The 25,608-nt window shown below is 69.0% G+C and carries 20 protein-coding genes; 12 read left to right on the forward strand and 8 right to left on the reverse strand.

Annotated elements, in window-relative coordinates:
* Window positions 1–7 precede the first annotated feature (7 nt).
* From WS45_RS06550 to WS45_RS06580, 8 genes are all read left to right on the forward strand, one after another.
* Complete coding sequence (locus tag WS45_RS06550; protein ID WP_059534500.1) at window positions 8–1,132, forward strand: FAD binding domain-containing protein; 1,125 nt, start codon at window positions 8–10, stop codon at window positions 1,130–1,132.
* 1 nt (window position 1,133) lies between these two features.
* Entirely contained in the window at window positions 1,134–1,286 is a 153-nt protein-coding gene (locus WS45_RS35585) for a hypothetical protein (protein WP_179950358.1), read from the forward strand.
* 298 nt (window positions 1,287–1,584) lie between these two features.
* Window positions 1,585–2,865 carry a cytochrome c gene (locus WS45_RS06555; protein WP_059698981.1) on the forward strand — a complete coding sequence of 427 codons (1,281 nt, stop codon included), beginning with the start codon at window positions 1,585–1,587 and terminating at the stop codon, window positions 2,863–2,865.
* Window positions 2,862–3,362 carry a (2Fe-2S)-binding protein gene (locus WS45_RS06560; RefSeq protein ID WP_059534405.1) on the forward strand — a complete coding sequence of 167 codons (501 nt, stop codon included), beginning with the start codon at window positions 2,862–2,864 and terminating at the stop codon, window positions 3,360–3,362. Before WS45_RS06555 ends, WS45_RS06560 begins: the two co-directional genes overlap by 4 nt.
* Complete coding sequence (locus tag WS45_RS06565; RefSeq protein ID WP_059698922.1) at window positions 3,362–5,623, forward strand: xanthine dehydrogenase family protein molybdopterin-binding subunit; 2,262 nt, start codon at window positions 3,362–3,364, stop codon at window positions 5,621–5,623. Before WS45_RS06560 ends, WS45_RS06565 begins: the two co-directional genes overlap by 1 nt.
* Before the next feature lie 70 nt (window positions 5,624–5,693).
* On the forward strand, window positions 5,694–6,611 hold the full coding sequence (locus WS45_RS06570; protein ID WP_059690260.1) for a LysR family transcriptional regulator: 918 nt from the start codon (window positions 5,694–5,696) through the stop codon (window positions 6,609–6,611).
* A 343-nt stretch (window positions 6,612–6,954) separates the two neighbouring features.
* Entirely contained in the window at window positions 6,955–8,172 is a 1,218-nt protein-coding gene (locus WS45_RS06575; protein WP_059534411.1) for an MFS transporter, read from the forward strand.
* A gap of 161 nt (window positions 8,173–8,333) precedes the next feature.
* Window positions 8,334–9,446, forward strand: coding sequence for an alkene reductase (locus WS45_RS06580; RefSeq protein ID WP_059698924.1), 1,113 nt, complete (start codon window positions 8,334–8,336; stop codon window positions 9,444–9,446).
* Between the two features lie 77 nt (window positions 9,447–9,523).
* Here WS45_RS06580 and WS45_RS06585 read toward each other — a convergent pair whose 3' ends face one another.
* The 3 genes from WS45_RS06585 to WS45_RS06595 form a co-directional block, all read right to left on the reverse strand.
* Window positions 9,524–10,195: a hypothetical protein gene (locus WS45_RS06585; RefSeq protein ID WP_059698926.1), complete on the reverse strand. Its 672-nt coding sequence runs from the start codon at window positions 10,193–10,195 to the stop codon at window positions 9,524–9,526.
* 95 nt (window positions 10,196–10,290) lie between these two features.
* On the reverse strand, window positions 10,291–12,171 hold the full coding sequence (locus WS45_RS06590) for an amidohydrolase (protein WP_059698928.1): 1,881 nt from the start codon (window positions 12,169–12,171) through the stop codon (window positions 10,291–10,293).
* A gap of 120 nt (window positions 12,172–12,291) precedes the next feature.
* The gene (locus WS45_RS06595; RefSeq protein WP_059698983.1) at window positions 12,292–15,183 is read right to left on the reverse strand and encodes an ATP-binding protein; all 2,892 of its coding nucleotides are present in this window, start codon (window positions 15,181–15,183) and stop codon (window positions 12,292–12,294) included.
* 417 nt (window positions 15,184–15,600) lie between these two features.
* Between WS45_RS06595 and WS45_RS06600 the strand changes: the two genes are divergently transcribed.
* The gene (locus tag WS45_RS06600) at window positions 15,601–16,509 is read left to right on the forward strand and encodes a helix-turn-helix domain-containing protein (protein ID WP_059698930.1); all 909 of its coding nucleotides are present in this window, start codon (window positions 15,601–15,603) and stop codon (window positions 16,507–16,509) included.
* A 272-nt stretch (window positions 16,510–16,781) separates the two neighbouring features.
* Here the strand turns inward: WS45_RS06600 and WS45_RS06605 are convergent, their stop codons facing one another.
* Window positions 16,782–17,432, reverse strand: a complete 651-nt coding sequence (locus tag WS45_RS06605; protein WP_059698932.1) for a DsbA family oxidoreductase — start codon at window positions 17,430–17,432, stop codon at window positions 16,782–16,784.
* Between the two features lie 104 nt (window positions 17,433–17,536).
* Between WS45_RS06605 and WS45_RS06610 the strand changes: the two genes are divergently transcribed.
* Window positions 17,537–18,442: a LysR family transcriptional regulator gene (locus WS45_RS06610; protein WP_059534422.1), complete on the forward strand. Its 906-nt coding sequence runs from the start codon at window positions 17,537–17,539 to the stop codon at window positions 18,440–18,442.
* An 18-nt stretch (window positions 18,443–18,460) separates the two neighbouring features.
* Here the strand turns inward: WS45_RS06610 and WS45_RS06615 are convergent, their stop codons facing one another.
* The 3 genes from WS45_RS06615 to WS45_RS06625 are packed head-to-tail and all read right to left on the reverse strand — an operon-like array spanning window position 18,461 to window position 21,634.
* On the reverse strand, window positions 18,461–19,903 hold the full coding sequence (locus WS45_RS06615; protein WP_059698985.1) for an alginate export family protein: 1,443 nt from the start codon (window positions 19,901–19,903) through the stop codon (window positions 18,461–18,463).
* Window positions 19,904–19,917: 14 nt separating this feature from the next.
* Complete coding sequence (locus WS45_RS06620) at window positions 19,918–20,859, reverse strand: hypothetical protein (RefSeq protein WP_059534424.1); 942 nt, start codon at window positions 20,857–20,859, stop codon at window positions 19,918–19,920.
* Between the two features lie 49 nt (window positions 20,860–20,908).
* The gene (locus tag WS45_RS06625; RefSeq protein WP_059534426.1) at window positions 20,909–21,634 is read right to left on the reverse strand and encodes a YoaK family protein; all 726 of its coding nucleotides are present in this window, start codon (window positions 21,632–21,634) and stop codon (window positions 20,909–20,911) included.
* Window positions 21,635–22,000: 366 nt separating this feature from the next.
* Here WS45_RS06625 and WS45_RS06630 point away from each other — a divergent pair, with 366 nt between their 5' ends.
* Both WS45_RS06630 and WS45_RS06635 read left to right on the forward strand, forming a co-directional pair.
* Window positions 22,001–22,720, forward strand: coding sequence for a TetR/AcrR family transcriptional regulator (locus WS45_RS06630; protein ID WP_059698935.1), 720 nt, complete (start codon window positions 22,001–22,003; stop codon window positions 22,718–22,720).
* Window positions 22,721–23,010: 290 nt separating this feature from the next.
* Window positions 23,011–24,153 carry an FAD binding domain-containing protein gene (locus WS45_RS06635; protein WP_059698937.1) on the forward strand — a complete coding sequence of 381 codons (1,143 nt, stop codon included), beginning with the start codon at window positions 23,011–23,013 and terminating at the stop codon, window positions 24,151–24,153.
* A gap of 23 nt (window positions 24,154–24,176) precedes the next feature.
* On the opposite strand, the gene WS45_RS06640 is transcribed toward WS45_RS06635, so the two are convergent.
* Window positions 24,177–25,346 (reverse strand): CfaE/CblD family pilus tip adhesin, encoded by a 1,170-nt coding sequence (locus WS45_RS06640; RefSeq protein WP_059698939.1) that lies wholly within the window; start codon window positions 25,344–25,346, stop codon window positions 24,177–24,179.
* Between the last annotated feature and the right edge of the window lie 262 nt (window positions 25,347–25,608).

The raw sequence follows: 25,608 nt of genomic DNA on the forward strand, positions 1-25,608 counted from the left end.
ACGCACGATGAAAATAATCATTGCCGGCGGGTCGATCGCCGGTCTCGCGGCCGCGCTGACGCTCGACTGCATCGGGCACGACGTAACGGTCTACGAGCGCTCGCCGTCGCCGCTACGCGGTCAGGGCGGCGGCGTGGCCGTGCTGCGCCGGATGATGGCGTTCCTCGAACAGCATGGCCGTCATTGCCGGCAGATGATCAGCGTGCCGACGCATCGGCGGCGCTGGATCGATCGCGACGGCAGCGTCACGCGCGACGAACCCGAAATGCTGCCGTTCTCGTCGTGGGACGCCGTGTACCGCTCGCTGTGCGAGACGCTGCCGCCCGGACGCATCCGTTACGGCCGCGCGGTCAGCGGCTTCGAGCAGGATGCCGACGGCGTCGACGTACACCTGGGCGACGAACGCATCCGCGCGGACGTGCTGATTGCGGCCGACGGAGCAGGCTCGACCCTGCGCACGCGCCTGTTTCCCGGCTACGCGCCGTCGTTCGCGGGCTATCTCGCGTGGCGCGGCATCGTCGACGAAGCCGAGTTCGACGCCGCCGCGATTGCGCCATTGGTCGAGAACATGACGCTTCACAAGGCGCCGGGCGAGCTGTTCATGGCGTTCCTGATTCCCGCGCTCGACGGCTCGCTCGCGCCGGGCGCGCGCCGTTTCAACTGGCTGTGGTATCGCAACGAAGCCGACCGCACGGCGCTGCGCCGCCACCTGACCGATCGTGACGGCAACGTCCATCATGCATCGGTGCATCCGGGGATGCTTGCGGACGAGACCGTCGGCGCGCTGCGGCAACTGGCGGAAGAACGATTGCCGGCATCGTTGTCGCAGCTGGTGCTCGCGACGCGCGCGCCGTTCAACCAGGCGATCGTCGACGCGCTGAGCCCCGGCTTCGTCGACGGCCGCGTGGCGCTGATCGGCGATGCGGCCTGCACCGTGCGCCCGCATACGGCCTCCGGCACATCGAAAGCGGCGAGCGATGCGGTGTCGCTCGCCGAGGCGCTGCCGGCCGACGCGGCCGACGTCGTCGAACGTCTCGCGCGATGGTCGGTGCGACGGCGCGAGGAAGTGACCGCGTTGCTCGAGAAGGGGCCGCAACTCGCGGCCGCGTTCGGCCTCGGCACACCGCTTTGACATGCTGGCCGGCGATGACGGAATCGATGTCGCCAACGCCGACACGATGGTCCGCCATGCGCCGCGGCGCACGACGGAACCGCACGCGATGCCCGGCGCCTGCGTTCAGAACGTTTCAGCGCCGTTTCAGGTAACGGCGCCGCCCGCCGCGTAGACTGCCCCCATCATCCGCCGCACGGGCCACGGCCCGCGCGCAATCCCACCTTCTGGAACGACGACATGAACTCCGCCGCGAATCGCCATCGCCGGCCCGGCTCGTCATGGCCGAACCGGTCGGCCATGCGCCATCGCCATCCGTCGGCCCCGGCCGCAACCGCCGCTGCCGGCACGCGCCGGCACGCCTGTCACGGCAAGCGGATCCGCGCCGCATCGCGCGTACCGCACGGCCGACGCCCTTTCCATTGCCTCGCCAACTGCACGACGCCGAACGAACCGGCTCGCCGGGAGCGCGCATGAAGCACAAACGTCTCTGGTTCGGCGCGGCAGGTGTCGCGGTCGTCGGCCTCGCGGTCGCGATCGGCATCATGTTCCGGCCGTCGATCGCGCCGATCGATCCGCCCGCGCGCGCGTCGTTCGATCCGCAGCTCATTCGCGCAGGCGCGCGCGTCGTCGCGCTCGGCGACTGCGTCGTCTGTCACACCGCGAAGGACGGCAAGCCGTTCGCCGGCGGCCTGCCGCTCGCGACGCCGTTCGGCACGATCTACGCGACCAACATCACGCCGGATGCCGACACGGGCATCGGCCGCTGGTCGCAGGCGGCATTCGCGCGCGCGCTGCGCAGCGGCATCGCCCGCGACGGCCATCCGCTGTATCCGGCCTTTCCGTACATCCATTTCACGCGCATGTCCGACCAGGACATCGCGGCGGCGTACGCGTATCTGATGACGCGCGAACCGGTCCAGACGAAGACGCCGGCGAACGACCTGATCTTCCCGCTCAACTTCCGGGCGCTGGTCGCGTTCTGGAACGTGCTGTTCCTGCGCGAGGGTGCATACCAGCCCGACCCGTCGCAATCCGCGCAATGGAATCGCGGCAAGGCGCTCGTCGACGGCCTCGGGCACTGCGCGTCGTGCCATTCGCCGCTCAATGCGATCGGCGGCGAACAGGCCGGCAAGGCGTTCGACGGCGGCATCGTCGACGGCTGGGAAGCGCCGCCGCTCAACACGCTCGGTCACGCGGTCCGGCCGTGGACGCAGGCGCAACTGGTCACGTACCTGCGCACCGGCCGCGCGAGCGAGCATGGCGCGGCCGCCGGACCGATGCTGCCGGTCACGCGCGATCTCGCGACGGTGCCGGTGGAGGACGTCGAGGCGATCGCCGCGTACATCCTGTCCATCCAGAAGCCGGCCGCCGCCCGTCCGGCAACGGCCGGCGCGGGACACGGCCCGACGACGCCCGCCGGACAGCGCGGCGCGGTGCTGTTCCAGGCGTCGTGCGCGCAGTGCCACGGGCCGGCGTCGCCGATGCAGTCGATCGACGAACGGCCGACGCTCGCGTTCAGCACGGCGATCGCCGCCGACACGCCGCGCAACGCGATCCAGATGATGTTCAACGGTATCGGCTGGCACGGCGAGGACACGCTGAACTACATGCCGTCCTATATCGACCAGTACGACGACGGGCAGATCGCGGATCTCGCCGCCTATCTCCGCGAAACATATTCCGATCGCGCCGCATGGACCGGCGTCGACACCCTCGCCGCGAAGCTCAGAAAGGAGGACCGCGCGCAATGATCGCCCTCACCGTGAATGGCGTGCGACACACGCTCGACATCGATCCCTCGACGCCGCTCCTGTACGCGCTGCGCAACGACCTGCACCTGCACGGCGCGAAGTTCGGCTGCGGCCTCGGGCAATGCGGCGCGTGCACCGTGATCGTCGACGACAAGCCGATGTTCTCGTGCCTGATCCCGGTCGCCGCGCTCGGCGAGCGTCGCGTCAGGACCCTGGAAAGCCTCGGCACCGCCGAGCATCCCGGCAAGCTGCAGCAGGCGTTCATCGATCATCAGGCGGCGCAGTGCGGTTACTGCATCGCGGGCATGATCATGCGCGCGCAGGCGCTGCTCGAACGCAACCCGAAGCCGACCGAACGCGAGCTGCGCGCCCACATGGAACCGAACCTGTGCCGTTGCGGCACCCACATGCGGATCCTGGCGGCCGTACGCCAGGTCGCGGGGATGCCCGAGCCGGAACCGTCCGCCGCGCCCGTCATGATCAATAAGGAAATCTGATGAACGCACCCGACGACATCGACGAAGGCCGCCGGCACTTCATGGTTTCCGGCGCGCTCTTCGTCGCGTTCACCCTCGCGCCCGCCGCGCGCGCGCTCGCCGAGGTCGTGATCGCGGACGAAGGCGCCGCCGTCCACGTCGCCAAGGCCACCGAAACGCTGGCCGGCAGCCTGAAGACCAACCCGCTGCTGGACGCGTGGATCAAGATCGCGCCCGATGGCAAGGTCACCGTGTTTACCGGCAAGGTCGAGCTCGGCACCGGCGTGCGCACCGCCTTGCTGCAGGTGGCCGCCGAGGAGCTGAACATGAAGCCCTCGCTGATCACGTTCCTGACCGCCGACACCGGCGCGTCGCCCGACGAAGGCCTGACGGCCGGCAGCCACACGATGGCGGACAGCGGCTCCGCGCTGCTGAACGCCGCCGCGCAGGTGCGCGGCCTGCTGGTCGACGGCGCGGCGAAGCAGTTCGGCGTCGATCCGCGCACGCTGACCGTCGCCGACGCCGTCATCAAGGCGCCGGACGGCCGCACGATGCGCTACGCCGACGCGGTGCGCACCGTCGACCTGCACCGCAACGCCACGCCGACGTCGCCGCTGAAACCGCCGGCCACGTTCGCCGTGATCGGCACGTCGCTGCCGCGCGTGGACATTCCGAACAAGGTCACGGGCGGCGTCAGCTACGTGCAGGACATGACGCTGCCCGGCATGCTGCATGCGCGGGCCGTGATGCCGCCGGTGTACGACGCGAAACTGCTGTCGTTCGACGAAGCTGCGATCCTGAAGATGCCGGGCGTCGTGCGGATCGTGCGCAACGGCAGCATGCTCGCCGTCGTCGCCCAGGGCGAATGGCAGGCGGTGCTCGCGCAGCGCGCGCTGGCCGCCGGTTGTCGCTGGTCCGGCGGCCGGCCGCTGCCCGACCGCGAGACGGTCCACGCGGACCTGAAGCGGATCGCGACCCAGCGCATCGAGATCGCCAACACGCACGCGCCGAGCGCGCCGGCGACGAAGACGCTCTCCGCCACGTTCCTGAAGAACTATCTGCTGCACGGCTCGATCGGGCCATCGTGTTCGGTCGCTCATCTCGAGAACGGCACGCTGACCGTGTGGACCCACTCGCAAGGCGTTTATCCGCTGCGCGACGCGCTCGCGGAAATGCTGTCGATGCCGAAGGCGAACGTGCGCTGCATCCACACCGAGGGCTCCGGCTGCTACGGGCACAACGGCGCGGACGACGCGGCCGCGCATGCCGCGCTGATCGCGGCCGCGATGCCCGGCAAGCCGATCCGCGTGCAGTGGATGCGCGAGCAGGAACATACGTGGGACCACTTCACGCCGGCGATGGTCACCGAGCTCAGCGCATCGCTCGATGCGGGCGGCCGCATCGTCGACTGGAACTACGCGCTGTGGAGCAGTTCGCACAACGAGCGCATCGTCAACGCCGGCCGGCTTCTGCCCGCCCGCATGCTCGAGCCGCCGTTCGTGTCCGCGCCGTCGACGCCGATGCTGCAGCCCGAGGGCGGCGGCGATCGCAATGCGATCCCGCTGTACGCGCTGCCGAACATGCACATCGTCAACAACTTCTCGCCGACGATGCCGCTGCAGACTTCCGCGATGCGCTCGCTCGGCGCGCACACGAACGTCTGGGCCATCGAAAGCTTCATGGACGAGCTGGCGCACGCCGCCGGCGTCGATCCGGTCGAATTCCGCCTGCGCCACATGGAGGATCACCGCGCGCGCCAGGTGATCCAGCTCGCCGCGACCAGATTCGGCTGGCCGCGGCCGCCGCGTGCACGCAATCGCGGCGTCGGCTTCGCGTTCGGCAAATACAAGAACCTGATGGGCTACGTCGCGATCGCGGTCGAGGTCACGGTCGTGCCGGAGACGGGTCACGTGACGCTCGACCGCGCGGAAGTCGCCGTCGACGCCGGCCAGATCGTGTCGCCCGACGGCATCCGCAACCAGATCGAGGGCGGCATCGTGCAGGCCGCGAGCTGGACGCTGTACGAGGCGTTGAAATACGATACGCAGCGCATTCGCAGTTTCGACTGGAGCAGCTATCCGATCCTGCGTTTCCCGGCCGCGCCGCAGAGCGTGAAGGTGCACCTGATCAATCGTCCCGGCGCGCCGTTTCTCGGCGCGGCCGAGGCGTCGATGGGGCCGACCGCCGGCGCGCTGGCCAACGCGATCTTCGACGCGACCGGGCAGCGCATGCGCGAAATGCCGTTCGCCGGCGATTCGCTCAGGAAACGCATCGACGCATAGCCGCGGATCACAACCGATCGCGCCGGCACGCACCGGCGCCGACAATCGACAGGCTGGAGATTTCTGAACGATGGATACCTTGCTTTCGATGCGCGTGTTCACGCGCATCGTCGAGACGGGCAGCTTCACGCGCGCGTCGGACACGACCGGACTCACGACGCCGCGCGTGTCCGCGCTGCTGAGCACGCTCGAACGGCATCTCGGCTGCCGGCTGCTGAACCGCACGACGCGCCGCATCTCGCTGACCGAGGACGGGCAGGCCTATTACGAACGCTGCGTCGGCGTGCTGCGCGAGATCGACGACATGGAAGCGGCCGTCTCGCAGGCGCGCAACGTGCCGCGCGGCCGCCTGAAGGTGAACCTGCCGCCGGCCATGGCGAAGCAGATCATGGTGCCCGCGCTGCCGGAGTTTCTCGCCGCCAATCCGGGCATCTCGGTCGAACTCGGCGTGACCGACCGGCAGATCGATCTGATCGGCGAAGGCGTCGATTGCGTCGTGCGCATCGGCGCGCTCGACGATTCGGGCATGGTCGCGAAACGGATCGGCAGCCTCACCACCTGCACCTGCGCGGCGCCCGCCTATCTCGAACGATGCGGCGCCCCCGAAACGGTGGACGACCTGGCGCAACACGTCGCGGTCAGCCACATCTCGGCCGATACGGGCCGGCCGCGTCCGTGGGATTTCGTCGTCGACGGCGAACCGCGCATCGTGCAGATGTGCGGCACGGTCGCGGTGAACGACGCCGACACCTACATCGAATGCGGCCTCGCGGGGATCGGCCTGATCAAGACGTCGCTGTACCTGGTCGAGCCGTACCTGAAATCGGGGCGTCTGCGCGAGGTGCTGACCGATTTCAACCCGCCGCCCCGGCCGATCTCGATCCTGTATCCGCCCAACCGGCATACGCCGGTCAAGCTCAAGCTCTTCGTCGAATGGCTCGCGGGCCTGTTCGCGGAGATTCCGACGCTGCAGGGCAAGCGCGGCTGACAGCGACACCCTCGTCGCGCGCCGCATGAATCAAATGATTTAAAGCGGCGTTTCAGGACAATTCAGTCCGCGCGATCCAGACTGGTTTCATGGGCTTCGCGAGCCGCGATATCCGCGCCGGAGGCCCGCTTCACGCTCGCGCGGCAGCGCCCGCGCGTGATTCCACGCGCGATCCGCCCCCTTTGCGCGCCACGCAATGCTCGATTGCGCAGCGGGCGTATTCCCTTGTTATCGATCGATCAATAATCTTGACGGCAATGCGGCGACTGTCGTTTCGCCGCATCGACAATCGCACCGCCCGCCCGAAGAACGGGCTCCCGACATCTCTTTCAAGGAGTCGATCATGTCAGCAGAATCCACCCCGCTCGCTGCCCACGGGCACGCGACCAAGCTCACGCAGGGCCTCATCCTGCTGTTCGCGTTCAGTTGCGGCGCGATCGTCGCGAACCTGTACTACGCGCAGCCGATCACCGAACTCATCGCGCCCAGCCTGCACATGTCCGGCGAAACCGCGAGCCTCATCGTGTCGCTGACGCAGATCGGCTACGCATTCGGCCTGTTCTTCATCGTGCCGCTCGGCGATCTGCTCGAGAACCGCAAGCTGATGATCACGACCGCCGTCGTGTCGATCGCGAGCCTCGCGGCCGCGGCGATGGTGCATACGCCCGGGCCGTTCCTCGCGATCTCGCTGCTGATCGGCTTCAGCTCGGTCGCCGTGCAGATCCTCGTGCCGCTCGCCGCGCACCTGGCGCCCGATCATTCGCGCGGCCGCGTGGTCGGCACGATCATGAGCGGGCTGCTGCTCGGCATCCTGCTCGCGCGTCCGCTGTCGAGCGTGGTGGCCGACGCGTTCGGCTGGCGCTTCGTGTTCGCGGCCGCCGCCGTGCTGATGACGCTCGTGACGGCCGTGCTCGCGCTGACGATCCCGTCGCGCCAGCCCGATCATCGCGCGACCTATTTCGAACTGATCGGCTCGCTGCTGCATCTCGTGCGCACGATGCCGGTGCTGCGCCATCGCGCGTTCTACCAGGGCCTGATGTTCGCGTCGTTCAGCCTGTTCTGGACCGCCGTGCCGGTCGAGCTCACGCGTCACTACGGCCTGTCGCAATCGGCCATCGGCCTGTTCGCGCTGGTCGGCGCGATCGGCGCGACGTCGGCGCCCGTCGCCGGCCGCCTCGCGGATGCCGGCCACACGGTGCGGGCCACGCTGATCGCACTGGTCGCAGGCGCCTTGTCGTATGCGGTCGCGCTCGTCCATGGCGCCGGGCTGTACGGCCTCGTCGTCACCGGCATCGTGCTCGACTTCGCGGTGCAGATGAACATGGTGCTCGGCCAGCGCGAGATCTATGCGCTGCATGCGGCGAGCCGCAACCGCCTGAACGCGCTGTACATGACGAGCATCTTCGTCGGCGGCGCCATCGGCTCCGCGCTCGCCAGCCCGCTGTACGAGCATGGCGGCTGGCCGCTCGTCGCCGCCGTCGCCGGCGTGTTCCCGATCGTCGCGCTCGCCCACTACCTCGTGATCGGGCGACCGCACGCGGAACGCCACGCACAGGCCTGAACCGGCGCCGGCACCGGTTCGCGCGCGAATGGCGCTCGGGCCTCTCGCGCAACGGAACGCTGCCGGCACGTCATCTCCGACTTCCCGCAGGGCCAGCCGCCGCACCGGCCGCAGCCGGACGATTCGCGGCGGCGCCCTGCCCCACGCACAAGGAATCCATCATGTCCACCTTGCTCAGCCACTACGATCTGCGCGGCCTGCCGCTTCCCAACCGTATCGTGATGGGCCCGATGACGCGTTCTCGCGCGCCGTCGCGCGGCCTGCCGACCGCGCTCATGACCGAGTACTACGCCCAGCGCGCGTCCGCCGGCCTGATCGTCACCGAAGCGACCAACGTCAGCCCGGCCTCCGCGGCATTCGAACTCACGCCGGGGCTCGTCACCGACGAGCAGGCGGCCGGCTGGAAGCAGGTCACCGACGCGGTCCATGCCAACGGCGGTCGCATCTTCGCGCAGCTGTGGCACGGCGGCCGGGTCAGTTCGCTGACGCTGCTCGGCGGCGCGGCGCCGCTGTCGCCGTCCGGCGTCAACGACGATCTCGAACAGTTGCAGGTGTGGGCGCAGTTGCAGAACGGCTACTACACGAAGATTCATGCGACGCCGTCGCGCGCGATGACGACCGACGAGGTCGCCGCGACGGTCGAGGAATTTCGCCAGGCGGCACTTCGGGCGAAGGCGGCCGGCTTCGACGGCGTCGAGATTCACGCGGCCAACGGCTACCTGCCGCACCAGTTCCTGTCGTCGACGCTGAACCGCCGCGACGACCGCTACGGCGGCTCGCTCGCGAACCGCGCGCGCTTCCTCGAGGAAATCGTCGACGCCGTCGGCGGCGTGCTGCCGCTCGATCGCGTGGGCGTGCGCATCTCGCCGTACGCGAAGTACAACAACGTGCGCGACGCGGATCCGGATGCGACCTACGCCTACGTCGGGCGCATGCTCGACGAAGCCGGCGTCGCCTACGTGCACGCCGCGGACACCAACGGCTGGAGCGGCGAGCCCGACCTGCCGCGCATCATCGCCAACACGCGCGACGCGTACCGCGGCACGCTGATCGTCAACGGCGGCATCGCGCCGGACGCCGCGAATGCGCTGATCGACGCGGGCGATGCCGATCTCGTCGCGTTCGCGCGCGCATACATCGCGAACCCGGACCTCGTCGAGCGGATCGCCGCGAATGCGCCGCTCGCCGCGCCGAAGACGGTCGGCTGGTACGGCGGCGACCGCGCGGGATACGTCGACTACGCGCGTCACGACGCGGCGGGCCTGACCGCCTGACCGTCAGCGCACTGCGCCGGCGGCAGCCCCCGCTGCCGCCGCGACCGGCCCGATCATCAGGATCGCGAAGAATGTGCTCAGGCGTCCTGCCAGCGCGAACCGAGCACACGGCCGCAGAAATTCGGCCGGCGAAAATCCGGATCGGCCCGATCGAGCACATCCGCGCTCCACGTGCCGAACGTCGACGCCGGCCGATGCGCGACACCGCGCGCGAGCGCGTCGAGGAACGCATCGCCGAATCCTTCGCCGCGCGGGTAGGCGGCGAGCAGCGCGCGACGCTCGTCCGCCGAATATGCGTCGAAGCCGGTCGCCATCAGGTCGGTCGACACGGCGAACGCCAGCGCACGCGCGAGCGGCGACATGCGCGCGGCCACGCCGGGCGTCGTATGCAGCGCGATCGCGCACCACACCTCGTCGCGCAGCTGCTGCGAAATCTGGTGGCGCGACAGGAACGCCTGCGCGGCATCGGCGCTGTCGATCTCGTAGCGTTCGGTCGAGCGGGAGTAGGCCGGGCTCAAGCCCATGTTCGCGTACATCGCGGCCACGTACAGCGCATCGGCATCGAGCGTCTCGCCGGCACGGCGCGCGGCGAGCGACGCGAGGACGAACACCCGGCATGCATGATCGGCGATCACGCGCGGCAGCGACGCGCATGCGGCCTCGACGGCTTCGATCGTCATCGGCGTCCGGGGAATGCGAACGCCGGCAACTTCGTCGTCGGCCCGTGCACACGTGTGCGCAGCACTCATCTCGTCTCCTTCTGCCCGTTGCCGGGGCACAAAATTATCCATTCGCCGCGCGGTACGCACCGGCACCGCCATTCCGCCCGCCGACCCATGCCGTCCTAAAAGGCGGCACCGTGGCAGACCAATCCTTCGCACTGCTCGACGACCTCCCGCGCGGCCGCCTGCAGGCGCTGCGCGAAACGGCCCGCATGACCGCGCGCGGCGCGCGCATCCGGGTGGCCGTCGGCCGCCGCGCGCTTCGGCATCGCGGCCGTCCAGCCACGCCGCGCGAAGCCGCCGAACTCGACCACCGGCGACCACGCGGGGCTGACCGGCAGCGGCGGCGGCGCCAGCGTTTCGAACTCGTCGTCGGCGTGCACGACCTTGCCGTCGACGACCGTCAGCACCGACGCCAGCGACTTGATCTGCGACTCGTCGATCGTGAAATAGTCGTCCGTCAGCACCGCGAAATCCGCATACTGGCCCGGCACGAGCGCGCCCTTGCGATCGTCTTCGTTCGAGAACCACGCGCTGCCCACCGTGTAGCGGCGTAGCGCCTCCATGCGGCTGAGCCGGTTGCATTCGGGATAGAGCGCCGTGCCGCCGACGGTGCGCCCGGACACCATCCAGTACAGCGACAGGAACGGGTTGTAGCTCGCGATGCGCGTCGCATCGGTGCCCGCGCCGACCGGCAGCCCGGCCGCCAGCATCGCGCGGATCGGCGGCGTGCGCGCGGCCGCTTCCGCGCCGTAGCGCGCGATGAAATACTCGCCCTGGTACGCCATCCGGTGCTGAACGGTCACGCCTCCGCCCAGCGCGGCGATGCGCGCGATGTTCGCATCCGAGATCGTCTCGCAGTGGTCGAGGAACCAGCGCAGTCCGTCGAACGGCACCTCGCGGTGCACGGCTTCGAGCACGTTCAGGAAACGGCCGATCGATTCGTCGTACGTCGCGTGCAGCCGGAACGGCCAGCGGTGCCGCACCAGCAGCCGCACCACGGCGGCCAGTTCCGTCTCGAGCGCTTCCGGCAGATCGGGGCGCGGCTCGAGAAAATTGCCGAAATCGGCCGCGGAATACACGAGCAGTTCGCCCGCGCCGTTCATGCGCAGGAACGCGTCGCCGTCGCCGGGTTTCGCCAGCGTCACCCACTGCGCGTAGTCGTCGATCTCGCTCCCGGCGTGCTGCACGAACAGGCTGTACGCGATGCGCACCGTCATTTCACCGCGCTGCGCGAGCGCCATGATCGCGCCGTAGTCGTCCGGATAGGACTGGAAATCGCCGCCGGCATCGATCGCGCTCGTCACGCCGAGGCGGTTCAGTTCGCGCATGAACTGCCGCATCGAATTCATCTGCTCGTCGTGGTCCAGTTTCGGGCCGCGCTCGAGCGCCGCGTGCAGGACACCCATGTCCGGGCGCGCGATCAGCATGCCGGTCGGCCTGCCGAGGCGATCGCGCTGGATCTCGCCGCCGGGTGGATCGCCCGTGTCGCGGCCGTAGCCGATCGCACGCAGCGCGGCCGCGTTCAGCAGCGCACTGTCACCGAGGTGCAGGATGAAGACCGGCGTGTCGGGCGCGATCGCGTTGAGCTCGGCCACCGTCGGCCCGCGCTTTTCCGCGAACTGGAATTCGGTCCAGCCGCCGACCACGCGCACCCAGTGCGGCGCCGGCGTGCGCAGCACCTGGCGACGCAGCATGCACAGCGCGTCGGCCAGCGTCGGCACGCCGTCCCAGCGCAGTTCCAGGTTGAAGTTCAGGCCGCCGCGAATCGCGTGCAGGTGCGAATCGTTCAGCCCCGGGATCACGGTGCGGCCGTTCAGGTCGATGCGCAGCGTGCCGTCGCGCGCATGGCGCATCACGTCGTGCCCGCTGCCCGTTGCGAGAATCCGGCCGTCCTTGACCGCGAGCGCGGTCACGAACGACTGCCGCGCGTCCTGCGTCGCGATCTTGCCGTTGTATACGATGAGGTCCGCCGCTTCGGCGGATGCCGTCGTCTCGAGCACCGTCAGGCCCCCCCGTGTGCGCCGAAAGCCGGCATGCGGCCGCACGCGGCGTGCATCCGGTTTGACGATCCACCGACCATCCCTTCCTCCTTGAACATTGAACGATCGGCCCGCGCGCCGTCACGCCGCCGACTGCATCGCATCCGCCGCCTCGCGTCGCGCGCGCGTCGAGCCGGTCGACGCGCTGGTCTCCTGGCGAACGAAGTTCTGCAGACGCGCCAGCCGCCGGACGTCGAACGCGCGCGACTGCGGGTCGATCTGCCCCGACAGGTCGGCCACCAGCGACGATGCCTGCGCGATGCGCCCGCGCTCGATCAGGTGATCGGCCAGGTCCAGCGTGCCGCGCAGCGCCCACATCGCGGCGCCTTGCGCGTTCGCCGTCTGGATCGCCGTCAACAGGTGATGCTGCCCGTCCGCTTCGCACGCGGCCGCGCGATCCGGATCGGCGGCGCGGGCCTGTTCGAGCGTCGCCAGCCCGCGCGCGCGCAGCAGTTCGGGCACGAACAGATGCTCGCCGTGCGCGCGGCAGCGCGCGAGCGTCGCGTCGAGCTTCGTGCATGCGTCGGCCGCGCGGCCGGTGCGCGTCAGCCCTTCCGCGTAGGCGACGACCAGCGGCGCGAGCAGCCGCCGGAACCCGCTCGCTTCGATGCGCCGCAGCGCGGGCTCGAGCCGCGCGAGGCCGGCGCCGGGATGGCCTGCCTGCATGTCTAACCGCCCGGCGAGACATTCGGCATGGCTGCGCCAGATGTCGAAGCCGTTCGCGTCGGCGGTCGCGCGCAGCGTCGCGAGATAGTCGGAGATCGCATCGTGATCGCCGTAGCGCAACGCGATCGGCACGGCTGCGGCACCGAGCACGACGCACAACGCCAGCCCCGAGCCGCTGCGGCGCGCGCGTTCGACCGCCTGCGCCGACAGCCGCATCGCGTAATCCGGATCGCCCTGGATCCAGACGAGCCGCATCAGCATCGTCCGGCCGAGCGTCGCGACATCGATGCCCAGCGCGGCTTCGGCGCACGGCGGTTCACCGGCGTCGGCCAGCTCGGCCGTCGCCGCCTCGAGCCGCTCGCGCGCCTGCGCATGCTCGCCGAAGTAATGCAGCGAAGTCGCGACCATCGCACTCGCCAGCAGCCGTTGCGACGGGTCGCCCCGCCGCTGCGCGGCCCGCTCGAAGCGCGTCGCATAGCGCAGCGATTCATGAATGTCGGAGCGCGTCAGCATGGTGTTCCACAGCCCGACCAGCGCGCGCGCGTCGAACGCGTCGTCGCCGACCCGGCCCGCGAGGCCGAGCGTCCTGTCCCACATCGCGGCGGCCGTGTGCGTATCGCCGTCGGTATGCAGCAGTGCAGCCGCATAGGCCGCGCGCAGGCGCATCTCGCGCGTGGCGTCGACGGCCTCCGGCGCGCCGGCGTCGAGCGCGTCGAGTGTGCGTCGCGCGGGTAGCGAACATTCGCGCATGCGCGCCGGATCGAGCAACGCCTGCGCCAGCCCGTCGATTTCCGCGGCCTGCGGCCCGGCCGCCGCGCGTTCGCGAAGCGGCGCCACGTCTGCGTCGGGACGCAGGCCCGCGGCGTGCGCGGGCTGTGCCTGGGCCAGTATTCGCGCTTCCGCCTGCTCGTGTTCGTAACGCGCATGACGGGCGGCGACCGCGTCGAATTCGCCCTCGTTGTGCAGTTTCTCGAGCGCGTACGCGCGGGTCGATTCGGTCAGCCGGTAGCGCGCCTGCGCGCCGTTGAATTCGACGGCGACCAGCGACTTCGCAACCAGCTCGCCGAGCAGCGCGACCATTTCGGCGGCCGGCATGCCCGGGTCCATCGCGACGTCGCGCGCGGCATCGAACGTAAACGGGCCGATGAAGCAGGCCATGCGGCGAAACAGCGACCGGGCGGCCGCATCCAGCAGCACGTAGCTCCAGTCGAACGTGGCCCGCAGCGTCTGGTGACGCGGCAAGGCCGACCGCAGCCCGCCCGTCAGCAGGTTCAGCCTGTCGTCGAGACGCGCCGCGACGACCTCGAGCCCGAGCGTCGCGACGCGCGCGGCCGCGAGCTCGATGGCGAGCGGCAACCCGTCGAGGCGCCGGCAGATATCGCCGATCAACCGGAGGCCGGCCGCATCGACCACGCAATCGGGCGTGGCGGCGCGAATCCGCGCCAGAAACAGCTCGACGGCGGAATGGCGCACGATCTCGTCGACGGATGCGCGCCCGTCCGGCACCGCCAGCGGGCTCACGCGAAACACGGCTTCGACCGAAATATGAAGCGGCTCGCGACTCGTCACGAGCACGCGCAGCGCCGCGCTGTGCGACGTCAGCGTTTCGACGAGGTCGGCCACCAGATCGACGACGTGCTCCGCGTTGTCGAGCACGAGCAGGCCGCGCGACGCGGCGAATGCATCGCCGATCCGCTCGACGGCAGGCACGCCGTCCGCGTCGAGCCCGAGTTCGGTGCCGATCGCGCGCAGCACGTCGTCGCGCGTCGTCGCACACGCCAGTTCGACGAACAGCACGCGCTCGCCCGAGCGCGCGCGCAATTCATGCGCGACGCGCGCGGCGAGGCTCGTCTTGCCGATGCCGCCCGCGCCGACGAGCGTGACGACCGGCACCCGTTCGAGCATGTCGACGATCTGCCCGATCTCGGTTTGACGCCCGACGAGCGGCACCGGATGGGCGGTTGCTTCGGTATCGTGCGCCACGTCGGGCGCGGGCGGCGCCACGGTGTGCGCGACCGGCGGATGCGCGATCAGCAGGTAGCCTCGGCCCGGCACGGTCTTGATCAGGTCGCGGTTCGGGCCCAGCGCCTTGCGCAGCGTCGCGACGTGCACTTGCAGCCGGTTCTCCTCGACGATCAGGCCCGGCCATACCGCGTCCATGATGTCGTCCTTCGACACGAGGGATCCGTTCGCGCGATGCAGTACTTCCAGTATGTCGAGCGCGCGCGCGCCAATCCGCAGCGACGCGCCGTGATGGCGAATGTCGCGCTGCTCGAAATCCACCGACAAATTCCCGATCTGGATCATGGCCGCCTCCAGGTTCCCCACGATGACCGCCATGTGAACGCACGGTTCACCGGGGCGGAAGCCCGCACCGGGCCTGCGCGGCACGCGGGGCACGAAATGTCAAAAAGTGGGCCGAGTCTAAACGCCGCATAAAGAAAAATCTTGAATGAAAATGCACTCGCGCCCGCCGCGACGGCACGCGGCTGGCACCCGTGCGGCGGGAACCCGAATGGGGCAGTATCATTCGGCCCACGGTCTCCGCAGGCCGTTCGCGCGACGGCGAAATCGTTCGCGTGCTGGCACAATGAACCGGCCCGGCCGGCGCATTTTTCATCAGCAAGCGGACATTTATTCAAGTTACAGTGGGCCTGTCGGGCGCGCCGTATAAACTGCGCGCAAGAATGCTCGCGCGCCGTACCCCTCGAAGGACGCTCCAACATGTCAGATGCCCTCGTCGCGCCCGCCGCGGCGCCACCGAAAGACACGCTCGGATGCATGTCGAGCCTGCTTTCCAAGGATATTGAAAGGTCGGCCGGCGGCCTGACGCTCCATCGCAAATGCATGCGCGACGAACAATTCGAGCGCATCGAGATGGCCGCCAGCGATCGCGGCTTCCTGATCGGCGTATCGCTGAACGGCGGGCATCGGCGCACGATCTATGGCGGCACGGGCAAATCCGAGCGACGGTTTCAGCACAACTCCATCTACATCCGCGACTTTTCCCGGAATTTCCGCGCCGACCTGTACGGCAAGTTCGACTTCATGCTGATCGAGCTGTCGCACAGCTACCTCGGCCATCTCGGCCGCGAGCACGACGGCACCGAAATCGCCGGCCTGACCTGCGCGCCCGACGTGCAGGACGCGGTGCTCGGCCACCTCGCGCACGCGGTCGCCGACAGCCTCGACGTGCCGGGTGCGCTGAACACGCTGTTCGTCGAGCAGATGGGCGTCGCGATCGGCACGCATCTTGCGTGCCAGTACGGCAGTGCGCATGCGCGCGACCTGCAGCGCAAGGGCCTGCTGTCGCCGGCCAAGACGGCGCTCGCCAAGGAACTGCTGATGGAGAAGGCGAACCTCGGCGTATCGATCGAGGAAGTCGCGAACGAATGCGATCTGTCGCGCGGATATTTCATCCGCGCGTTCTCGCGCACGACGGGGCGCACGCCGCATCAATGGCTGCTGGAGCAGCGCGTGATGCGCGCCCGCGAGCTGATCGAGACGACCGACATGACGCTCGCGGAAATCGCGGCCGCGTGCGGCTTCGCCGACCAGAGTCACCTGAACCGCCTCTTCGCGCGCATCGTCGGCCATCCGCCCGGCGCGTGGCGGCGCGGCATATCGCGCTGACGCCGTCGGCCGCCCCGGCGGCCGACCCGCCCAAGGCAACCAGGCCGACACACCATGCGGCGAGCATGCATGGCGCCGGAGCGCAACGCGCGCATGCGCCGGTTCAGTGTGTTCATGTCCGAGTTCCACGGTTGCGTGTCGACGTCGCGCGGCGCCTGCCGCTCCGGCAGACGAAATGCGCGCGACATGGAGCGTACCGTTCGGTTTCGCAATAATCCTGAGCCGAATATGAAACGTTCTGAAAATCGACGCGCCGCGGCTGCGGGCCGGATTCATGCGACGTGATGATGCGCGCGATGCGCGGCGAGCAACGCATCGCGAAACACGGCGGCCGGCTGCGCGCCGCTGACGACCGTGGATCCGATCCGCGTCGACGGCACCGACGCGACGCCTGCGCGCACCGCATCGGCCTCGAGCGCGATCACCGCGTCGAGCCCTTCGTCAGAGGCGAGGAACGCCCGCACCGCGTCGCCGGCCAGACCGGCACCCGCCGCAAGCTCCACCAGCACGTCCGCATCGCCGATGTCGCGGCCGTCGCGGAAGTACGCGGCGAACAGCGCATCGACGAGCGCGGACGCGCCGCCGCGCTGCTGCGCGAACCAGACGAGCCGGTGCGCGAGCCGGGTGTTCGGCGTGCGCGCGATCCGCGCATGATCGAACACGAGGCCCGCCGCGCGGCCGGCGTCGGCCACCTGCGCGTCGAGTGCCTGCGAGCGCGCCCAGCTGCCGAACTTCGCGCTGCGGTACGCCTTGCGCTCCATGCCCGCGGCCGGCATCGTCGGGTTCAGTTCGAACGGCACGAACCGGACCTTCACGTCGCCAGCGAGCCCGGCTTCGTCGATCGCCTCCGCGAGCCTGCGCTCGGCGATCCAGCACCACGGGCAGATGAGGTCGTAGGTGATCGTGACTTCGACGGAATTCATTGCGCTCTCCTGTTGATTGCAGTCTCGAAGATAGCGCTTGCCGACCGGCGATAGAATGCGAGCGGCACGCAACGCATCGTTGCGGCATGCACAAAGGCAACGACATGGACAAATTCTCCGCGCTGCGCGCGTTCGTGGAAGTAGCGGAAGCCGGTGGCTTCTCGAGCGCGGGGCGGCGTCTCGATCTCGCGGCCTCGTCGGTGGTGCGCGCGGTGGATGCGCTCGAGGCATCGCTCGGCACCGTGCTGCTGAACCGCACGACGCGCCAGGTCACGCTGTCCGATGCCGGCTCCGTGTACTACGCGCGGGCCAAGCGGCTGCTGGAGGAACTCGCGGAAGCCGACGCGCTCGTCTCCGATCGCGGCGACGAACCGTCCGGACCGCTGCGCGTGTCGGTGCCCGTCGCGTACGGCGTGCGTCGCATCGCGCCGCACATCGGGGCCTTCCTCGCGCGCTACCCGAAGCTCGATCTCGACCTGCAGCTCACCGACGAACGCGTCGATCTCGTCGCCGGCCGGATCGACGTCGCGATCCGGCTTGGCGAGGCGGCGCCGTCCGCGGAGGTCGTCGCGCGGCAGCTCGGCACCTTCCAGCGCTTCGTCGTCGCGAGCCACGACTACCTCGATGCGCACGGTGCGCCGGGTAGCCCGGCCGAACTGGTCGACCATCAGTGCCTGCGCTTTCACTTCGGCGGCGACCAGCAGGCGTGGTCGTTCGCCGATGCGCACGGCACGACGAAAGTGCTGGTCGCCGGACGGCTGAAGTCGAACCACAGCGAAGTGTTGCGCGATGCCGCGCTCGACGGCGCCGGCATCGCGCTGCTGCCCGACTGGCTGGTCGACGGCGACGTCCAGTCGGGCCGTCTGCGCAGGCTGTTCGAAGCGTACGACGTCATGCCCGATGCGGCGCGCTCGGTCGTCACCGCGCTGTATCTGCCGAATCAGCGCGGCTCGAAGCGCGTCACGGCGTTCATCGACTTCGTCGAGACGCTCGCCGGCGCGCAGCACTAAGCCGCGCGCCGCGCCGCGTCACCAGCCGAACTTCGCCTCCACGCCGACATAGTCGGCATTGCGCGCGCCCAGCGCGCGAATCGAATCGGCGAGCTGGAAGTGCACCGCCTCGACCGCCAGCGCCGTGTTCGCGTTGACGAGCCAGTCCACGCGGGCCTGCGCGTACATGCCGGTCCACGCGCCGCCCTTGCCGGCCGTGCCGGGCACGGCCTGCATCCCTTGCCCGTAGATCGCGTCGGCCGTCGTCGCGCGCCACTGGAAACCGACCGCGGTCAGCATCGTCACGTTCCCGGCCGGCTTGAACGTCAGCGACGGCTTCACGTGAATCAGGTTGCTGTAGCCCGTGTAACCGGCCAGCGTGAAGTAATAGCCGTTCGGGAACAGCGGGTTGAAGGTGCCCATGCGTCCGTCGCCGGGATGCTTGTCGCCCGACGCGCCGTCGACCTGGATGCCGATGCGCGGCGTGCCCGGCGTCTTCGCGAACGTGTAGCCGCCCAGCGCGCCGAACGCCCATGCACCGATCGTGTCCTGGCCGATGTGCCCGGTCTGCAGCATTGCTTCGGCATCCCAATCGAATCCGGAAGACTTTCCCGCGTAGCGCATGTCGAACACGTCGCGCCGCTCGGTGCCGGCCCCCGCGATGTAGCGCGCGTTGTCGCGCGTATAACGCGACCAGTAGCCCGACAGTTCGCCCGGCCCCACCGCGTTGTGCTCGATCCGCACGCCGTCGAATCTGAGGTGCCGGTTCGACACGTCGTCGAACACCGCGTCGTTGCGATACTGGACGGGGCGCGTCACATAGCCGATCAGCCGCCAGTTGCCGATTTCATAATCCGCCCACAGCGCGTCGAACGCCTGGCGCACGTTGGGCCCGTCGCGCACCGACACGAACCGCTGCAAGTCGTACGCCATTTCCTGCCGGCCGACGCGCGCCTTGAACGTGCCGCCGCCCAACTGGTCGACGTACGCGACGAACGCCTGCTCGATGTCGAGCTGATCCTTGTCGACCGGGCCGACCGTGTCCTTGCCGTACGGCCGCGCATCGACGAACTGGACGAACGCCTGGAAATGCCCGGCATAGCGCAGATCCGCGTGCACCGTCGCGCGCTGGATCACGTAGTTGTCGTCGTGGGCGGCGCCGAGCCCGAACAGCGGCGCGTTGTTCAGCTCGAAGCGCTCGCGCAGGTTCGCGCCGAGCGACAGGTAAGTCGACGGGTCGCCGCCCAGCGGGATGTACTTCAGCCCGTCGAGCGGCTTGCGCGGCACGCACGGATTCGCGAGCACCGACCAGTCTTCCTGCCAGCGGTTGAACAGCACCGCGGGACGCTTCGCGGTGCACGTCGCGGCGGCGGTCGAGGCCGGCGCCGCGGTTTCCTCGGCGCCGGCCGCCGTCCCGGCGTACGTCGCGACGCCGCCCGCCAGCACGGCGGCCGGCAACACGCCCCGCCACGTCCGCCTCATCGACCGCCGTTCCATCACTTCGACCGCGCGTGGATCTCGGCGACGTAGCCGCCCGGGAACTGCACGAGCGCCGCATCGCGCCCGTCCGACGTGAAGGTCGGCACCAGCACCGTCACGCCGGCGGCCTTCGCCTTCTCCAGCGTGGCCGCAAGGTCCGCCACTTCGTAGCCCGTCATTTCGCGCCCGAACGGATAAGGCAGATGGCCGTCGGTGGCCAGCACGGTCATCTTGCCGAAGCCCGACTCGATGCGGATGCGGCGGTACGTGTCGTTCGGCCGGCCGATCTCGATGCCCGGCGCCTTGCGCACGTCGGACACGACCTTGCCGCGCGAGAACGCGACGAAGTCGTGCACCAGCTTGCTCGCGCTTTCCGGCGACACGTACACGCGGTTTTCCGGCACGGTCTGCAGCGGATCGTAGTGCGGCGCCTGGGTGTGCCAGTACAGCTGCATGTTCACGCCGCCCGGCCAGCGGATGATCGCGTCGCGGCCGATCGGATCGGGGAACGTGTCGACGACCACGTCCGCGCCGTGCGCGCGCGCCGACTTCATCGCGACGTCCATGTCGGTGACGAGGTAGCCGGTGCGCTCCTCGCAGAACGGATACGGGATCGGCGTCTTGAAGCCGAACACCGAGATCGTGCCCGACGGCGTGAACACGAGCTGCGACATCGTCTGGCTCGGCGTCGGCGTGACCTGGAACACGCCCTGCTGCGACTTCTTGCCGCCGAACGTGGCGACGAAGCTGTCGGTGAAGCGGTCGAAGTCTTCCGGCGCGACGCACACGTGCGTCGTGTCGTATTGCGGGCCGACCGAGACGGCCGGCACCTTCGCCGACGAGGTCTCGAGCAGACGCGTCTCGTCCGCGTGGGCCGGCGCGGTCGCCAGCAATGCGCCGAGCACGGCCGTCGACGCGGCCGTCATCCGCAATACCTGTCGCAACTTCAGTGCAATCATCGAAATTCTCCTTGAAAGTGGCAAGCGCTGCCGTGCGGCGCGCGTGGATTCAGCGTGATGCCGGCCCGTCGTCGGGCCGGCCGGATCGATAGGCGAGGAAGCACAAGGTCGCGAGCGGCAGCGCCAGCGCCCAGAAGGCGGCGAATACGTACGCCGCGGCCCCCGCGCCCGCGCCGATCGCGAAGGCCGCGACCGGCGGCAGCGTGCGCCGCAGCCGTACGCGCGCGGCGTCGCGTTCGGCCGGCGCGGCAAGCGGCACGAGCCAGTCGAACGCGTCGATCACCGCCTGCGTGACGTTGCCCGTCATCACCGTGTTGGCGACGACCGAGCGGGCCGTCAGCCGGCCGTGCGCATTCTGGACACCCATTGCCGCGGCGCCGAGCAGACCGCACAGGATCGTGCGCGGCGCATCGGCGTCGGCGATCGGCGACGCCATCACGCCGGCCAGCATGAACCCGGCCAGCAGCACGGCCTGAAGCGCATAGAGCGAACGCGCGCGCGGGCCGTGGCCCAGCGAACGCATCCGGTGGTCGAGCACGCGCGCGCCGACGATGCCGGCGATGAAGGCCGGAAACGCGAGCCATTTGATCGCGAGCCCTTGCCCGACGCCGGCCAGCCCCGAGCCGATCAGGATGAAGTTGCCGGTGACGTGCGCGGTAAACAGGCCGAACAGCGCGACGAAGCCGAGCGTGTCGACGTAGCCGGCGATCGACGCGAGAAACACGTCCTCGCCGCGCACGTGATCGGGCGCCGCGGCCGCGGTTACCGTCGGCATGACTCGGCCTCCTGGATGGCGACGGTGGCGCCGGCGCACGCGATGCGTGCGTCCGGCGAGATCAGATCACGCATGTTCCGCTCCGGTTGTGCCGAACGGCCCGGCGGTGCCGACTGGCGTCCGGTCCAAACGGCTGTTCGGAAGCAAGACTAGTTAAGGCGCGTCTTAATGTCATGGCGATGGGCCTGAATTTTCCTGAACAGGACGCCCGGACGCCCGGCCGGATGGCGCGCTCGACGCGACGCGAGGCGCTTGCGCGACGGGTCCCGCATCGCGTCGACAGGCACGCCGCGCGCGGTCCTCGCGGTCCGATCGTGTTATTTTTCGATCGATAGCTTAAGCGCGCACGCGATCAGGAGCCGATGCATGACCGAAAGAAAACGCAGCACGCCAGCCCGCGAGCGCGGGACGGCCGCCGACGGCAACGCCGTCACGCCGGGCCGGCGCCTCGCGCCGGAAGCGCGCGAGCGGCAGATCGTCGAGAAGGCGATCGAGCACTTCGCGACGCATGGCTTTTCCGGCAGCACGCGCGAGCTTGCGCGGCAGATCGGCGTCACCCAGCCGCTGCTGTACCGGTATTTCCCGAGCAAGGAGGCGCTGATCGATCGCGTGTACGACGAGGTCTACACGTGGAGCCCCGACTGGGAAAAAATGATCGCGGATCGCACGGTCCCGCTGCAGGAGCGGCTCGTCGCGTTCTACCGCGCGTACGCGCAAACCATTCTGCGGCGCGAATGGATCCGCACCTTCATCTTCGCGGGGCTCAGCCGCGAGGGCTTCAACACGCGCTATCTGTCGCGGCTGCGCGAACGCGTGTTCCTGCCGGTGCTGCGCGAGCTGCGCCACGAATACGACATCGCCACGCCGGCGACGGAGGCCCAGCGCAACGCGGAAATCGAGCTCGTCTGGAGCCTGCACGCGAGCATCTTCTATTTCGGCGTTCGCAAGTGGGTCTACGGGCTGCCGGTGCCCGACGATCTCGACACCGAAATCGAACGGCTGGTCGACGCGTTTCTCCACGGCACGCCTGCTACGCTGAAGCAACTCGCGTCCGGCGCGAGCGCGCGGCGACGCCGCCGCGTGTAGCGCGGCCCCGCGCGCCGCCCGCCGAATTCAGAACAATTCAACCGGCGTGCCGGTCGCTTCGCCTATCCTCGAAAGGCATTTGCGCCCGCGTCCGGGCGCGTGCGGCCGGACCGCATGGTGACCGTCACATGACCCCGCCGACGCCGGCAGCGGGCCGGCCGTCGGCCGAGACACGCGCAACATGGCGCGCGAAGAACAGCCGGCGCGCGTGAACGCGTTGCAGGCGTGTTTCCCGAAGCATCGGGAAAGTTGAGTCGCCGCGCGCGACAAATCATCGAGGGAAGGGAATCATGAGCGACGTTTCGGGCCCGTCGGCGATCGTCATCGGCGGATCGGTGGGCGGGCTGTTCACGGCGACCGCGCTGCGCGCGGCCGGATGGCGCGTCAAGGTATTCGAGCAATCGCCGAACGACCTCGACAGCCGCGGCGGCGGCATCGTACTGCAGCCGCCGATCGAGCGCGCGTTCGCATTCGGCGGCGTGCCGGTGCCGCGCGATGCGGGCGTCGATTCGGTCGACCGGATCTATCTCGACGAGCACGACCGGATCGTGCAGCGCCTTTACATGCCGCAAACGCAGACCGCGTGGAACGTGATCTACACCGCGCTGAAGCGCGCGCTGCCCGCCGGCGTCGTGCACGCCGGCGTATCGTTCGAGCGGTTCGAACAGGACGGCGCGCGCGTGATCGCGCATTTCGCGGACGGCCGCGTCGAGCATGCCGACCTGCTGGTCGGCGCGGACGGCGGCCGCTCGGCCGTGCGCGCCCAACTGCTGCCCGACGCGCGGCCGGCGTATGCGGGCTACGTCGCGTGGCGCGGGCTCGTCGACGAGCACACGCTTCCCGACACGGTGCTGCGGGTGCTGCGCGATCGGTTCACGTTCCAGCAAGGCAACGCGCATCTGTTCCTGACTTACCTGGTGCCCGGCCGCGATGGCGCGATCGAGCCGGGCAAACGGCGCGTGAACTGGGTCTGGTACCGGCGGCTCGAGCAGGATCGCGTGCCGTCGCTGTTTCTCGCGCAGGACGGCACGCAGCGCGACGGCTCGCTGCCGCCCGGCGCGATGCGCGACGACAACCGGCTCGAACTCGTGAACGCCGGCCGCCGGTTGCTCGCGCCGACGCTCGCCGCGCTCGTCGACGCGACCCGGGCGCCATTCGCGCAGGCGATCCTCGATCTCGCGGTCGAGCGCATGGCGTTCGGCCGCGCGGTGCTGCTCGGCGACGCGGCCTGCCTCGTGCGACCGCATACGGCCGCCGGGGTCGCGAAGGCGGCGGAGAATGCGGTCGGTCTTGCCGAAGCGCTGCGCGGCGGCGTGCACGCAAGTGGATTCGACGCCGCGCTGTCGCGGTGGGAAGCCGCCCAACTCGCGACCAATGCTTCGCTGTCCGAACTCGGCATCTCGCTCGGCACGCGGATCATGGGACGGGTGTGACCGGCGGCACGATACGGCCGGGCTTACAGACTCGCCGACGACGGTGTGAACGTGATCGTCAGCTTGTTGCGGTACTTTCCGGGGTGCTTCGACACCGACTGGAATTCGGGCGTCGCCAATGTCAGCGGCGTCGGCATGCAGACGACCGGAGCCGAAATGCCGGGCAGCGAGACCGTCCGCCCCGCGCTGTTGTTCACACCCTGAAGCCGAACAGTCTCATTGTTCGGCAGCACGATTTTCTTGCCGGCATACGTGAGACTCGCGTTGTAATCGATGCGCGACGCATATGCGCCGCTCTTGTCCGACTCCAGCAGCACGGAATAGCTGCCCTTATCGCGCCGGTCAATCGTGAGGCCGTCGCTCGCGGTAACGTCAAACCATGTGCTCTGCGAGTTGTAACCGTCGTACAGGCACATGTCGACGTTGGACGTGCCGCTCAGCCGGCTGCCGTTCGGCAGCGCGCGCAGCTTGAGGTCGACGACGGGCGTCGCATTCGCAAACTCCGGCAGGTAGACCTGGATGTTGTTCTTGTCGGTGACGTTCAGCTTGATTGACGCCGTGAACGTGGCGATCTTCGGATCGACTCCCCCGACGTCCCACTGTCTCAGATTCAATCGAAGGTTCGCCGTCCAGAATCCGCCCGTGGGGATTTTCTTGAGTTCTTCAGCGGGGATCGTGACAGAAAGCGCCCTTCCGTCCCAGGTGATTGTGGTGGAACAATCCTTTACGTAGGCGCTTGCAGCGACCTGGATGGGCACTGGCGAGATTGAAACGATTTCGGAGACAGCTTTGCCGCTGCAATCAAGGTGGCGAGTGTGATGGTTCGCTCCGCGAAGATTCAGCTCCGCCGTGGCGCCAGTCTTTTTTTCCCTGAACTTCAGCTTGATCGCGGTCGACTCTCCCGACGCAAACCATACAGGGGCGGTCGGACAAGCGCCGGTAGCTGAATCGGTAGCGGACTCGCATGTCCACGAATTTCGTCCCCATTTTGGGGCGTCGTTCGTATCGTAGCCGCCTGATGCCTTGTCGAAGATCTTTACCGCCGCCTGCGCCGTCCCTCGATCCAGCGTGGCGTCCACCGTATCATTGCGGTCCGCTGGCGCCTGGAGCGCCGCCGATGCATCCACCGTGATCGCCCCTACCGCAGCGGCGAGCACAACGGCTCGCCAGTGAAATTTGTTCGCTCGTGTCATTTGAATCGCAGTCTCCTCGTGTCCGGGGTGTCCGTCAGCGCCCCTGCGCGACGGCCACTACCGTGGCTGCACTTCATGCGACGAGAAGCAATGCATCGCGCGCTTGCTCCTCGAAAAGCGATGCCGTTTCAGCGGCACCTCGATCATCGAAGCGGATCAACGTCCAACCTGACGCAGGAGGATCAGTCCGCCCGCACCGACGACATTAGACAGCGCTGCTGCGGCAGCTTCTGCACGCGCGCCTGTCAGGCACGCCCGCCAG

Source organism: Burkholderia sp. RF2-non_BP3, assembly GCF_001522185.1.
GTDB lineage: Bacteria > Pseudomonadota > Gammaproteobacteria > Burkholderiales > Burkholderiaceae > Burkholderia > Burkholderia diffusa.